Origin of the sequence: Gaiella sp., from assembly GCF_035558935.1 — a bacterium.
In the GTDB taxonomy this organism is placed as follows: Bacteria; Actinomycetota; Thermoleophilia; order Gaiellales; family Gaiellaceae; genus Gaiella.
Window position 1 is genome coordinate 1 of the sequence record NZ_DATMBZ010000015.1, and the last position, 12,180, is coordinate 12,180.

Here is a 12,180-nt window from a genome sequence, read left to right on the forward strand (position 1 = left end):
GGTCGATGCGACGGCGGCAGACCTCGAATGCAATGGGCTCGTCGCCGAGGCCGCGGAGTTGCGCATCGCGGGTCGTTCGCTGCGGCACTACGACGCGGTGTCGCGGAAGACCTTGAACCAGCGCGCCTGGGAGCTCAAGCGGGGCCGCAGAATGTAACTCGGCGACCGCTTGGATGCGCGGGGAGCGGAGCTCGTCGCGGCGGCCCGGTCGGCGTTCATCGGCGGCCGCCGGCTGAGCGTGATGGTGGGCGCGGGGCTGCTTCTACTCGGGGCGGCTTCGTCGCGTTTCGCGCTCCCGGATGAGCGGAGTCGCGTCGGAACGCCGAGGCATACGCAGCACCGGCGTCCTCGTTCGAGGCGGCCGGAGCGCCGGTCAGCGGCTGCGCCAACGCGCTTCGAGCGTCGCGACGTCGAGGCGCTCCGCGGCCTCGAGCGCCTTCCACGCGCCCTTGCGCGTATCCCTGCCGATCGCTCCGCGGAAGAGCCACTTGCGCACGAGCTTCCCGAGCTGGAGACCGCCGGAGAGCGTCGGCGTGCGCTTCGGCCCGAGATAGAGCTCGAGCGTGAGCTGCTTCACGAGCCGCGGGTCGGCCGGGCGTCCGGTCGCCTGCTCCAGCCGATGCGCGACCAGCGACCCGAGCACGCGGACTTCCTGCACCCCGGCGCGAAGCGTCACGACGAGGTTGGCGGTCGTGCTCGCCACGAGCACCCACGGCACGCGAGGCAGGAAGCGCGACCCGCGCGCGAGCGTCCGCACGATCGGCGTCGCGATGACCGCGACGCGCTGGACGCGGTCGGCCATGTCCTCGGTGTCGTCGTCCCGCGACATCAGCCGCTTGCCCTCGGCCGCTGACGTCACGCGCTCCGGGCTCAGGAGGATGCGGTCGATGACGTTGTCGAACAGGCCCGCCACCGCGTCGAGCAGGCGGTTGCCCTCCGGCTCGGTCGGCGGGAGCGGCGTCGCGAGCGTGCCCTCGCGGAGCTCGGGAAGGTTCGTCGCCATCGCGCTCAGGCCGAGCCGATGCGACGGCCGGCAAGGAGGTAGAGCGGTGAGCCGATCGGCTGTACGAACAGCGCCGCGCCCCACAGCGGCTTCGGCCCGCGCACGAGCGCGGCGGGCCGGCGAACGAGGTCGCGAAACGCGACGGTCGTCACGACGACCTCCGCGATGCCGCCGAGGACGATCGCCGTCTGCGTCCGCGGCGAAAAGTCCGACCAGCGCTTCTTTCTCTTCTTCTTGGCCATGGCGAAACGGTACCCGCAGGGGTGAGAACCGACACGTCCGCGGCCGAACTCCTCATCGGGGGCCGCGCACGGGGCGCCCCGCGAAGGGCGGGGAGCAGCGGACGCACGACGGAGGGCCCGGCGTTCGCCGGGCCCTCCAGCTGCGGGCGACCGAGTGGGCGCGGCCGCCCCGGGAGCGGGCTCTACGCCGCCTCGGCGAGCGCCTCCGCCTCGGTCTCGAAGGACGGAGCGACCGCGAGCTCGTCCTTGCGGATCAACACGAGCGACGCGATCACGCCGACGAAGGCGACGCCGGCGCCGACCCAGAACGCCGCCTGGAAGCCGGACGTCAGCGCCTGCGGCACCGCGTCGCCTGCCTTCGCCGCGTCGGTCGTGTGGGCGACCGCGACGGACGAGAGGACGGCGATCCCGAGCGCGCCGCCGATCTGCTGCGACGTGTTGATCAGCCCGGACGCGAGACCCGCGTCCTTCGCCTGGATGCCGGCCAGCGCGGCGATCGAGATGGAGACGAACGAGAACGCCATGCCCATCGCGATCACGAGGAAGCCCGGCAGCAGGTCGCCGAGATACGAGCCCTCGACCGAGACCTGCGTGAAGTACAGGAGCCCGACCGTGAGGAGGCTCATGCCGGTGACGAGCACCGGCTTCACCCCGACGCGGGTCACGAGCTGCTGGGCGACCATCGCCCAGACGATCGACGTCCCGGCCACCGCGATGTATGCGACGCCCGTCTTGAGCGGCGAGTACCCGAGCACCTGCTGCATGTAGAGCGTCAGCATCAGGAACATCGAGAACAGCGCCGTGCCGAGGATGAAGCCGGCGATGTTCGCGCCCGCGACCGTCTTGATCCGGAAGATCGAGAACGACATGAGCGGGTGCGTGGTTCGGGTCTCGCGGATGACGAATCCGACGAGGAGCACCGCGGCGGCGGCGAAGACGCCGATCGTCCGCGAGGAGCTCCAGCCCCAGTCGTTCGCCTGCGTGATCCCGAACACCGCTGCCGAGAGGCCGCCGGTCACGAGCACGGCGCCGAGCGCGTCGAACCCGCGGATGCTGCGGTCGCGGCTCTCGCCGAGCAGCACCGGGGCGAGGGCCAATGCTGCCACGCCGACCGGGATGTTGAGGAAGAAGATCCACTCCCAGCTCAGGAGGTCGGTGAAGACGCCGCCGAGCAGCACACCTGCCGCGGCGCCGAACCCGCCGACCGCGCCCCAGACGCCGAGCGCGATGTTGCGCTCCTTGCCCTCGGAGAACGTGGTCATCAGGATCGACAGTGCGGCCGGAGCGATGATCGCCGCGCCGAGGCCCTGGATCGCCCGGGCGCCGATGAGCGACGGCTCGTTCCACGCGAGCGCTGCGAGCAGCGACGCGCCCGTGAACACCACGAGCCCGCCCATGAACATCCGCCGCCGTCCGAGGAGGTCAGCGGCGCGGCCGCCGAGGAGCAGGAAGCCCCCGAAGACGAGCGCGTAGGCGCTGATCACCCACTGGAGGTTCTCCTGGGAGAAGCCCAGGTCGACCTTGATCGACGGCAACGCGACGTTCACGATCGCGATGTCGAGCACGAGCATGAACTGGACGACGCTGAGCAGGGCCAGCGCCAACCACTTGTGTCTTCCGGTAGCAACCATGCGTGCGTCACCTTTCGGGTCGTTGAGGCCCAGAACGTAGCCCGCATGCTTGCTATTTGAAAGTACGGTCTTCCGTACAAAGAGTGCGGACAACCGAACCTCTAGCGAGGGCATACAATGTGGTCTGTGAAGACCTACGGCCAGTACTGCCCCGTCGCCCACGCGCTCGACCAGGTCGGCGACCGCTGGGAGCTCCTCATCGTGCGCGAGCTGATGCTCGGCCAGCGGCGCTTCACGGATCTCGCCGAGGCCCTTCCCGGCATCGGCTCGAACATCCTCACCTCGCGACTCCGCGACCTCGAGTCCGGCGGGATCGTCCGGAAGAAGAAGCTGCCGCCGCCATGGTCGCTGACCGTCTACGAGCTGACGGAGCGTGGCCGCGAGCTCGACGCCGTGCTGCGCTCGCTCGCGCAGTGGGGCGCGCGGACGCTCGGCGCGCCGGATCCCGGCGACTGCTGGAGCATGTACGCGGTTCACGCGCGCTTCCGCCCGGAGAAGGCGGTGGACGGTGTCTACGAGGTTCGCTTCGTCGGCGGGGAGACGATCACGATGCAGGTGACGGGCGGCGAGCTCGTCGCGATGAAGCTCCCGGCCGAGGACCCGACGCTCGTCGTCGAGTCGCCGCCCGAGGAGCTCCACGCGGTCGTGGAGGGCGCCGTGCCGATCCGCGCGGCCGTCGCGGACGGCCGCCTGCGGATCCTCGTCGGCACCGAGCGCGAGCTCGAGCACCTGGTCGCGATGTTCGCCCCGGCCGAGCCCGGCATCGCCAGCGCTGCGGCGTAGGCGGGCGGCTACGCGGGGGGCCGGCGGCCGCGTGAGTCCGGGAGGGCGATCACCTCGACGCCCTCGGCGCGGGCGACGGTCGCGAGGGCCGGATCGGACGTCGCGACCGATCCTCCGGGGCCTGCGGTCGCGATCGCGATGCAGTCGGCGAGGGACACGTCGAGCTGATGCCTGAGGGAGGCCGCGCCGCGGATCGCTCCGGCGTCGAGGGCGATCTCGAGCGACACGGGCACCGGTGCGGCGAGCTCGTCGAGAAAGCTGAGGACGACTGCCTGCGCCTCGTCTGCGGCAAGGCCGCGTAGCCGCACGAGGACGTCGACCACCTCGGCGGCGTTGGCAACGGACATCACCGGCTCTCGCCGCAGGAGCTCGGCGATCTCGTCGGCCGCCGGCTCGCCCGCGAGAAATGTGACTACGGGCTGCGCGTCGAGGACGAGTCGCTCCACCTGCGATCCTCTGCTCGACGCTCGGATTCGTCGAGGCGCCACATCGCTTCGTCCGAGGAGAGCTCACGTCCCTTGCCCTTCAGGATGCCCTTGAGCGCGTCGATCGGGTCGTCCTGCGCCGGGCGGAGCACGATCCGATCACCGTGGTCCTCGATCGAAACGGTCGAGGCGCCCCACCGCGTACGAATCTCCGCGGGAATCGACACCTGCCCGGCCGTCGTGATTCGATGCCTCCACAATCTGCGTACCATCATCGCAACATGGATTCTACGCCACAAGATGACTCGATGGGACATGCTGCCGCCTGGCGCTTCGTCGTCAACTCCCTCGCTGCGCGTGCGCAGTCCGTCGCCGAGATCGAGGCGAAACTCGCGGCGCGCGGCGTGCCGGCAGACGTCGCCGCGCCGGTCGTCGACGAGGCGTCGCGGCTCGGGTACCTCGACGACCCCGAGCTCGCCGGCCAGCTCGCGCGCGGACACCGCTGGCGCGGCTACGGGCGGCGGCGGGCCGAGGCGGAGCTCCGGCGTCGCGGCCTTGGCGAGGCGGATGTGGCGGCCGCGCTCGAGGAGGCGTACGGCGACACGGACGAGGTAGTGCTCGCGCGGGCGGCACTCGGGTCGCGTACGACAGCCGACGCGAAAGCGGAGCGGCGCGCGGTCGCGTTTCTCGTCCGTCGCGGCTTCTCGCCGGGCGCGGCATGGGCGGTCGTGCGGGAGCGCCGCGACCGCGCGTAAGGCCCTTCCGTCGGAGCGGTGACTCTCCTTCCGACGAAAGGAGCCTCACCATGCCCGAGCAGGCACCCGGTCCTCGCGACCCGGCCCCGAGCCCGACGTTCCCGTTTCAGGTCGGCGAGCCCACAGAGCACCGCGGGATCGTCGTCGCCCCCCTCTTCCCCACCCGCGATCCCCTCGCGCTGTACGCCACGCTCGACGACGCGCTGGCGCGGGGCTTCGAGATCACCGAGACCGGACCGGACGGCGCCGTGCCCGAGCTCGCGGTTTCGAATCCGCTCGACGACGCAGTGTTGCTCTACGACGGCGAGGAGCTCGCCGGGGCGAAGCAGAACCGGATTCTCGATGTCAGCGTGCTGGTCGCCGCCGGATCGAAGCTCGTCGTGCCCGTCTCCTGCGTGGAGCGGGGCCGCTGGCGCGCGGTGTCGAGGAGCTTCTCCTCGGCCGGACACGTCGCCCACGCCCAGCTGAGGCGCATGAAGACACGAGCTCTGGGGGCGGAGCCGCTCGCGCGCGGCGCCGCGCAGGGTGCGGTCTGGGACTCGGTCGATACGCGGCTCGAGGCGCTCGACGTCGCGTCGGAGACACGCGCCCACAGCGATGCCTTCCGGGCGCATCGCCGGCGACTCGACGATCTCGCGGCGGCTTTCGGGGTCCTGCCCGGCCAGTGCGGCGCCGTGTTCGGGATCGGCGACACGCTCTGCCTCGACGCGCTGTCGCGGCCCGACGCCTTTGCGGCGCTGTGGCCGAAGCTCCGCGACGGGTACCTCCTCGACGCGCTCGACCGGCTCGACCGGGCGCCGACGCGGCCCGAGCGCATGCTCGCATTCGTCGACGAGGTCACCGAGGCAGCGGTGACACGGGGGCCGGCGGCCGGCCTCGGCGTCGACCTGCGGTTCCGCGGGCCGGGCGTGGTCGGCTCGGGTCTCGAACTCGACGGCGAGGTGATACAGCTCTCGGCCTTCACGGTCACCGCCGAGGCGGCGGAGGGACGGATCGCGCGACCGTCGCAGCGTGCGCGGTAGGCGGCGTCGCTCCGCGCGCCGGTCAGTCGTGCGTGTGCGTCTCGAGCCGCTCGAGCGACTCGCGCAGCCGTGCGACCTCGGCTTCGAGCGCGGCGACCCGGGCCTCGAGGCCGGATGGGGCCGCAGGCACGGTCTCGGGCGCCGGCGTCGGCGTCGGTGGCGCCTCGGCGCGCACTACCGCCTCCTCCTCGCCCAGCAGGTGGCGATACCGCTCCTCCTTCTGCCCCGGCCGGCGCGGGAGACGCTCGGCAAGCTCGCGCTCGGCGAGGCGGTCGAGCGTCTCGTGGATCTCCTCCAAGCCGGTGAAGGCATGAAGCCGCCCCGTGCGCTGGTGCAGCTCACCCGGCGTCTGCGGCCCGCGCAGCATGAGCACGCAGAGCACGGCGACCTCGTCGCCCGCGAGGCCGAGCGCGTCGTCGAACAGCTGCCTGTACTTCGCCGCGCGGCTACCGGCCCCGCTCGCGAGACGCGTCCAGCCACGGCGGGCGAGGCGCTGGAGTGCCTCGTGGATCTCGCGCTCGTCGTACTCGACGATCGGGTCGCGGTTCGTCGACTGATTGCACGCCAGCCGCAGCGCGTTCAGCGACAGCGGGTACTGGTCGGGCGTCGTCCGCTGCTTCTCGAGCAGGCACCCGAGGACCCGCAGCTCGACAGCGTCGGCGTCCACGCGTGAAGCGTACGCTGCGCGTGCCGGTGAACCTCCCGATTCGAGACAGCTACCGCGTCGCAGACGGGCTGCTCGCCGGGAGGTATCCGGGTGCGTCCGACCCGGACGAGACAGCGCGGCGGTTGGCGCTCTTCGATGACCACGGCGTGTCGATCTACGTCGACCTGACGCACCCCGCCGACTGTCTCGAGCCCTACGAGCGGCTGATCCGTCCGGGTCGGAGGCGGATTGCCCATCCGATCGTCGATCTCGGCACGACGACGATCCCGCACATGACCCGGATTCTCGACGACGTCGATGCGGCACTCGACGCCGGCGGGAGTGTCTACGTCCACTGCTGGGGTGGAATCGGGCGAACGGGCACTGTCGTCGGCTGCTGGCTCGTGCGGCACGGCCTCGACGGCGGCGATCCGCTCGGTCGCATCGCCGAGCTCCGGCGGGATCTGTCCGCCGCCGTCGTCGCCTCTCCCGAGACGTCCGCCCAGCGGGCGATGGTGAGCACGTGGAAGCCCGGACGCTGAGTCGGCTGGTCGACGCGGTGTTGCCCCTCGCATGGCGGCGGGAGTCGCCGTGGCACGGAGAGGAGCACTGGCGCTGCGTCGCGGCCACCGGTCTCGAGCTCGCCGCGGCGACGGACGGTGCGGATCGGGCGCTCGTCTTCTGCTTCGGCCTGCTGCACGACACGCGGCGCGAGAACGAAGCGATCGACCCGCGGCACGGTTCCCGTGCCGCGGACTTCGCGGCCGAGCTGCGCGGCGAGGATGCGTTGCGGCTCGAGGAGTCGAGGTTTCGTTCGCTCGTCACCGCGCTTCGGTTGCACTCGGACGGACGCGTGTCCGCGAATCCGACGATCGGGACGTGCTGGGACGCCGATCGGCTCCACCTCCCGCGGGTGGGAATCGAGCCGGACTTCGCGCTGTTCTCCACCGAGGCTGCGCGAAGGATGGACCACGCCTCGGCGGCGGAGGCCGTGCGTCGTGACGGTGCCCCCGAGTGGAACGAGCTCGTCGCGATCGCCGCGGCGAGGGCCTGAGTTCCGCCGTGCGGCCCGGTCTCGGCCGTCGCCGGCCTGCGGTGTCGACGTCGACCGGCCGTGGTCGCGGCGTCGCTCGTCGACGCACTTTCGGCACAGATCCGGTACAGACACGTCACGCTTTCTGCGTCAGGCTCTCGGCATGGACGACCAGGCAGCGAAGGACGACGACCAGGCTCGCTGCGCCGGTGGCGCTCCCGGCGAGGGCGCGCCGGAAGCGACGGCGTCGAGCTGGATCGCGCTGCCGGTCGGGCGAGCCGAGACCGGTCCGACAATTCATGAGCTCGTCGATGCCGTGAAGGCCGCGGGCGGGATGGTGGGCGGCGAGGCGCTCTTCGACCCGCGCTACGAAGCGGAGATGCGGCGGTTCCTGGTCAGGGCGCTGGAGCTGGAGGGGATCCCGATCCCGAAGGGAGGTGGTACGCCATGAGGAGCGCGTCCACGGCGTCGCCGTTGCGCAGGTAGTGCCCGCGGCGGCGACCCTCGCGCTCGAATCCGAATCGCTCATAGAGCTGGATCGCTGGCTCGTTCCAGGGGAACACGTGCAGCTCGAGCTTGCTGACGCCCGATCCCTTCGCCCAGGCCACCGCGGCCTCGAGGAGCGCCGTCCCGATTCCGCGTCGGCGATGGCTTTCGGCAACCATCAGGCCCAGATCGGCGACGTGCGTGCTCGCCGGGTGGGGATCGCGGGCGAGCGACAGGCGCCCGACGATGCGACCGCCGTCGACGGCGACGTAGACCGCGGCGTCGGCGTGGCGGCGCACGGCCTTGAGGTAGCGGCGCTCATCTCCGACCGGACGCCAGGTCTCGGTGGTCAGCAGCCAGTCGCCGGCCTCCTGACCGACCGATGCCGCGAGGGACACGAGCTCCGGCGCGTCCGAGGGCTCGGCGGGCCGGATCGCGATCATCCGACGACCACCCCGTGGCCGCCCCGACGCGGGTCGCCGGCTGCAGCCAGTACGTCGCCGGGACGACGCTCGACGGCCGAGACGCCGCCGAAGAAGAGGTTCCTGCTCGCCCACCTGCGGACATCGAAGCCCTCGTCCTCGAGCGCGGGGGCGACGACGTCCGGCCAGCCACCCTCGACGTGCGCCACCTCCCCGTCGACGTGGAGCCGCGGCCGTGCGATGGCCTCGCCGACGGGCAGCCCGTGGCCGACGACGGCGTCGACGACCTGGACGATCGCGCCGGCGAGACGCACGGACCCCGCGCTCCCTGCAACCAGGCGCGGCTCGCCTTCCGCGTCGAGGACGATCGTCGGGGTCATCATGCTCGGGAGACGGGTCCCGGGCTCGCGAGGGCCCTCGCCGATCACGTCGAGCTCGCCCAGCATGTTGTTCAGCTGGAAGCCGCCGCGGAAGACGCCCGATCCGGAGCCGAGGGTCGACGACAGGCCCACGGCCGCGCGGTCCGCGTCGACGACCGACACGTGCGTGGTCCCGGTCGGGCGCATCCCGGCCCCGGCGCCGCGCTCGCCATACGCGATCGCGAGCGCACGGGCGAGCGCCCGGGCGTCGTCGACGGACCCGGGCGACGGCCGGTCGCCGGCGTCGAGCGACGTGAGCCCGGCCTGGACGATCGCCCCGCCGATCGAGGGCGTCGGCGTCGCGAGAACCGTCCCGTCGCCGAAGGGGCCCTCGAGCGGCCGGCGCTCCTCCACCCGATACGCGGCGAGGTCGTCGGCGAGGTCGGGAAAGAGGAGGGGCAGCGCCTCCGAGCGCGCGTCGCGGAGTAGTCGCAGCGCGGGCAACGCGTCGGTGGCGTCGATGACGCCCATCGTTCCGTAGACTCGCCGCCCTCCCGCCTCGCGCTGGAGAATCGGGACGAGGATCTCGTGGAGAAAGGCCTGGCTCTCGGTTGCCTGGAAGGGACGTGCAGCGAGCTCGAGCGCCGGCACGAACAGGCTTGCCCAGGGCAGAGCTCCGCGGCGCTCGTGTGCCTCGTCCAGCCCGGCGACGAGGCCCGGCACGGCGACCGACTCCTCGCCGACATGGAAGATCTGCGTCGAGGCGTCCGCAAAGTCGATCTCGACCTCCTCCATCTCGCCCCGCGCGGCCATGGGGACGGTGAAGAAGCAATCGAGGACGGTCGTCCGGTCGCCGGGCTCGTGGAGGGCGACGAAGCCGCCGCCGGACGGCCCGGTGAGAGGCCCCTCGGTGACGAAGGCGGCGAAGGTCGCCGCGAGCGCGGCGTCGACGCAGGTTCCACCCTCGCGGAGCGCCCATGCACCCGCTTCCGCCGAGTCCCGGTTTCCGGCCGCCACGGCTCCACGCATGCGCAGAGCGTAGAGCGGAGCCCGCAAGGACGCGCGCGACCCCGCCGAGATCGACGCGTCCGGCCCTTCCGCGGCGCCCGACCTCGCCGCGCATCCTCGGCGGCTTGGTTCTCGTCGCCTCGCAGCAGCGAGAAGCAGCGGACGTCGCGGTACGTGCCGCGAGACGGGAGACGCGCACGGAGGATCCTCTCCGAGAGGAACCCCGCTGGTTGGTGCGCCCGAGCCGAGCGTCCGCGGATTCAGCGCAGGAAGCTCGGCAGCTCGCGCTCGGGCTCGCCGTTCGGGTGCGACCGCCCCGACGACACGGCCATGGCAGCCGCGGCCGGCGTGAACGATGCGCGCCGTGGCGCGCCGAGACCCGTCGCGACGACCGTGACCCAGACCTGCCCGTTGAGACGCTCGTCGACCGTCGCCCCGAAGATGATGTTCGTGTCGTCCGTCGCGGCCTGGCGGACCACCTCCGCCGCCTCGTTCACCTCGAGCAGCGTCAGGTCGTCGCCACCGGCGATCGAGAGCAGGATCCCGCGTGCTCCGACGATCTCGGTGTCGATGAGGGGCGAGCGAAGCGCTCGCTCGGCGGCCTCGCGCGCCCGGTTCTCGCGCGACTCCGAGTAGCCGATGCCCATCAGCGCGGATCCGGCGTCCGTCATGACCGTGCGGACGTCCGCAAAGTCGAGGTTGATGAGGCCGGGCATCGTGATCAGGTCGCAGATGCCCTGGACGCCCTGCCGGAGCACGTCGTCGGCGATCCGGAACGCGTCGATCATCGACGTCGAGCGGTCGAGCACCTCGAGGAGGCGGTCGTTCGGGATCACGATCACGGTGTCGCAGGCCGCGCGAAGCGCCTCGACGCCGCTCTCCGCCGCAACCTTGCGACGGGTCCCTTCGAACTTGAACGGTGTGGTCACGATCCCGACGGTGAGCGCACCGAGCTCGCGCGCGATCTTCGCGACGATCGGCGCGGCGCCCGTGCCGGTCCCTCCACCCTCGCCCGCGGTGACGAACACCATGTCGCTGCCGCGAAGCGCGGAGCGGACGTGGTCGTATCCCTCCTCCGCGGCGCGGCGCCCGGTCTCGGGATCGGAGCCGGATCCGAGGCCCTGGGTGATCGACTCGCCGATGTGGATCTTCACCGGCGCGTCCGAGAGCTCGAGCTGCTGGGCATCGGTGTTCACGGCCACGAAATCGACCTGTGCGATGCCTGCGTCCATCATCCGGTTGACCGCGTTGATGCCGGCGCCGCCGACGCCGACGACGCGGATCACGGCCAGGTAGGACGCGACGTCTCCAGCGACGTGGAGCCGCGGCGCGCTCTCGGGCATCGGTGTCACAAAACGACTCGCCGGGGGTGTGTACGGCTCGACCGGATCAGGGACGGGCTCGGGCCGCGGCGCGCGCGCGGCCGGCTGCTCGACCGGCGGCGGGACGAGCTCGACGACCGGCGCCATGTCTTCCTCGGCCGGGTCTTCCTCGGCCGGGCGCTGGGTCGGCTCGGTCGGTGCCGGACGGATCCGCTCCTGCGGCGGTGCAGCCTGCTGCGAGGGAGCCGGCGTCGACTGACGCTCGGCGCGACCGACCTCGAAGTCGTAGACGTGCTCGACCGTCGCGTCGGGATCCGTCGGCTCGCGGACGATCGTCGGCGCCTCGGGCTCGAGCGGAAGCTGCGCCTCGGCCGGCGGCTCCTGGGCCGTTACCCCCTCGCTGGGCGGGTCGGGCGTAGGCGGCTCGCGCTGCTCCTCCCCTTGTCCCCGCTGGGCGGCCTCGGTCGCGCGGAACAACTCCGCGAGCGGGCCTTCACGCATGCTTGCGCGCTTGCGCGCCATCCTCGGCCTCCTTCAGCGCGACGATCTCGCGTGCCAGCTCGCGGTAGGCCTCCGCAGCCGCACCCGTCGGGTCGTACTTGAGCACCGAGCTGCCCTTCACAGGCGCCTCGGCATAGCGAACGGTCTTCCTGATCCGAGTACGGTAGACGAGGTCACCGAAGTTCTCCTCGAGGATCTCGATCGCCTCGCGGGAGTGGAGCGTCCGGCCGTCGAACATCGTCGGGACGATCCCCTCGACTCCCACGTTCGGATTGAGGTTCTCGCGCACCATCGCGAGCGTGTTCTCGAGCTGCACGAGGCCACGCAGCGAGAGGTACTCGCACTGCACCGGCACGATCACGCCGTCTGCTGCGACGAACGCGTTGATCGTCAGTAGGCCGAGAGATGGCGGCGTGTCGATGAGGACGTAGTCGTAGCGGTCGCGGACCTCGACGAGTGCCTTGTCGAGGGCGCGCTCGCGCCCGATGAGCGCGGACAGCGCGAGCTCGGCGCCTGCGAGGTCGATCGAGGCGACCGCGATG

16 protein-coding genes are annotated in these 12,180 nt (G+C 71.8%); 6 read left to right on the plus strand and 10 right to left on the minus strand.

Annotated elements, in window-relative coordinates; translation table 11 throughout:
• Positions 1-373: 373 nt before the first annotated feature.
• From VNM44_RS01910 to VNM44_RS01920, 3 genes are all read right to left on the minus strand, one after another.
• Positions 374-1,003, minus strand: a complete 630-nt coding sequence (locus tag VNM44_RS01910) for a hypothetical protein (RefSeq protein WP_325621997.1) — start codon at positions 1,001-1,003, stop codon at positions 374-376.
• 5 nt (positions 1,004-1,008) lie between these two features.
• The gene (locus tag VNM44_RS01915; protein ID WP_325622001.1) at positions 1,009-1,245 is read right to left on the minus strand and encodes a hypothetical protein; all 237 of its coding nucleotides are present in this window, start codon (positions 1,243-1,245) and stop codon (positions 1,009-1,011) included.
• A 182-nt stretch (positions 1,246-1,427) separates the two neighbouring features.
• A complete protein-coding gene (locus VNM44_RS01920; RefSeq protein WP_325622003.1) occupies positions 1,428-2,849 on the minus strand; it encodes an MFS transporter in 1,422 nt (473 codons plus the stop codon).
• Positions 2,850-3,002: 153 nt separating this feature from the next.
• Between VNM44_RS01920 and VNM44_RS01925 the strand changes: the two genes are divergently transcribed.
• Entirely contained in the window at positions 3,003-3,659 is a 657-nt protein-coding gene (locus VNM44_RS01925; RefSeq protein WP_325622005.1) for a helix-turn-helix domain-containing protein, read from the plus strand.
• An 8-nt stretch (positions 3,660-3,667) separates the two neighbouring features.
• On the opposite strand, the gene VNM44_RS01930 is transcribed toward VNM44_RS01925, so the two are convergent.
• Both VNM44_RS01930 and VNM44_RS01935 read right to left on the minus strand, forming a co-directional pair.
• Positions 3,668-4,105, minus strand: a complete 438-nt coding sequence (locus VNM44_RS01930; protein ID WP_325622008.1) for a PIN domain-containing protein — start codon at positions 4,103-4,105, stop codon at positions 3,668-3,670.
• Positions 4,072-4,356, minus strand: coding sequence for an AbrB/MazE/SpoVT family DNA-binding domain-containing protein (locus tag VNM44_RS01935; RefSeq protein WP_325622010.1), 285 nt, complete (start codon positions 4,354-4,356; stop codon positions 4,072-4,074). The genes VNM44_RS01930 and VNM44_RS01935 overlap by 34 nt, the downstream gene beginning before the upstream one ends.
• A gap of 36 nt (positions 4,357-4,392) precedes the next feature.
• Here VNM44_RS01935 and VNM44_RS01940 point away from each other — a divergent pair, with 36 nt between their 5' ends.
• Complete coding sequence (locus VNM44_RS01940) at positions 4,393-4,839, plus strand: regulatory protein RecX (RefSeq protein WP_325622012.1); 447 nt, start codon at positions 4,393-4,395, stop codon at positions 4,837-4,839.
• Positions 4,840-4,889: 50 nt separating this feature from the next.
• Entirely contained in the window at positions 4,890-5,861 is a 972-nt protein-coding gene (locus VNM44_RS01945) for an ARPP-1 family domain-containing protein (protein WP_325622014.1), read from the plus strand.
• 22 nt (positions 5,862-5,883) lie between these two features.
• Here the strand turns inward: VNM44_RS01945 and VNM44_RS01950 are convergent, their stop codons facing one another.
• A complete protein-coding gene (locus VNM44_RS01950) occupies positions 5,884-6,528 on the minus strand; it encodes a YceH family protein (protein ID WP_325622016.1) in 645 nt (214 codons plus the stop codon).
• A gap of 26 nt (positions 6,529-6,554) precedes the next feature.
• On the opposite strand from VNM44_RS01950, the gene VNM44_RS01955 reads away from it, so the two are divergent.
• From VNM44_RS01955 to VNM44_RS01965, 3 genes are all read left to right on the plus strand, one after another.
• Positions 6,555-7,049, plus strand: a complete 495-nt coding sequence (locus tag VNM44_RS01955; RefSeq protein WP_325622018.1) for a hypothetical protein — start codon at positions 6,555-6,557, stop codon at positions 7,047-7,049.
• Positions 7,031-7,561, plus strand: coding sequence for a hypothetical protein (locus VNM44_RS01960; RefSeq protein ID WP_325622020.1), 531 nt, complete (start codon positions 7,031-7,033; stop codon positions 7,559-7,561). The genes VNM44_RS01955 and VNM44_RS01960 overlap by 19 nt, the downstream gene beginning before the upstream one ends.
• A 142-nt stretch (positions 7,562-7,703) precedes the next feature.
• On the plus strand, positions 7,704-7,991 hold the full coding sequence (locus tag VNM44_RS01965) for a hypothetical protein (RefSeq protein WP_325622022.1): 288 nt from the start codon (positions 7,704-7,706) through the stop codon (positions 7,989-7,991).
• Here VNM44_RS01965 and VNM44_RS01970 read toward each other — a convergent pair.
• The 4 genes from VNM44_RS01970 to VNM44_RS01985 form a co-directional block, all read right to left on the minus strand.
• Positions 7,936-8,469: a GNAT family protein gene (locus tag VNM44_RS01970; RefSeq protein ID WP_325622024.1), complete on the minus strand. Its 534-nt coding sequence runs from the start codon at positions 8,467-8,469 to the stop codon at positions 7,936-7,938. The genes VNM44_RS01965 and VNM44_RS01970 overlap by 56 nt on opposite strands.
• Complete coding sequence (locus tag VNM44_RS01975; RefSeq protein ID WP_325622026.1) at positions 8,466-9,836, minus strand: gamma-glutamyltransferase; 1,371 nt, start codon at positions 9,834-9,836, stop codon at positions 8,466-8,468. Before VNM44_RS01975 ends, VNM44_RS01970 begins: the two co-directional genes overlap by 4 nt.
• Positions 9,837-10,075: 239 nt before the next feature.
• A complete protein-coding gene (ftsZ, locus tag VNM44_RS01980; RefSeq protein WP_325622028.1) occupies positions 10,076-11,659 on the minus strand; it encodes a cell division protein FtsZ in 1,584 nt (527 codons plus the stop codon).
• A partial coding sequence (locus VNM44_RS01985) for a ParA family protein (protein WP_325622030.1) occupies positions 11,631-12,180 on the minus strand: 550 nt, incomplete at its 5' end. The genes ftsZ and VNM44_RS01985, both read right to left, overlap by 29 nt.

Bases quoted from the DNA above. Each gene is read 5' to 3' on its own strand.
- VNM44_RS01935 (WP_325622010.1), bottom strand. From the start codon at position 4,356: ATGGTACGCAGATTGTGGAGGCATCGAATCACGACGGCCGGGCAGGTG.
- VNM44_RS01915 (WP_325622001.1), bottom strand. From the start codon at position 1,245: ATGGCCAAGAAGAAGAGAAAGAAGCGCTGGTCGGACTTTTCGCCGCGG.
- ftsZ (WP_325622028.1), bottom strand. From the start codon at position 11,659: ATGGCGCGCAAGCGCGCAAGCATGCGTGAAGGCCCGCTCGCGGAGTTG.
- VNM44_RS01910 (WP_325621997.1), bottom strand. From the start codon at position 1,003: ATGGCGACGAACCTTCCCGAGCTCCGCGAGGGCACGCTCGCGACGCCG.
- VNM44_RS01945 (WP_325622014.1), top strand. From the start codon at position 4,890: ATGCCCGAGCAGGCACCCGGTCCTCGCGACCCGGCCCCGAGCCCGACG.
- VNM44_RS01970 (WP_325622024.1), bottom strand. From the start codon at position 8,469: ATGATCGCGATCCGGCCCGCCGAGCCCTCGGACGCGCCGGAGCTCGTG.
- VNM44_RS01975 (WP_325622026.1), bottom strand. From the start codon at position 9,836: ATGCGTGGAGCCGTGGCGGCCGGAAACCGGGACTCGGCGGAAGCGGGT.
- VNM44_RS01965 (WP_325622022.1), top strand. From the start codon at position 7,704: ATGGACGACCAGGCAGCGAAGGACGACGACCAGGCTCGCTGCGCCGGT.
- VNM44_RS01940 (WP_325622012.1), top strand. From the start codon at position 4,393: ATGGGACATGCTGCCGCCTGGCGCTTCGTCGTCAACTCCCTCGCTGCG.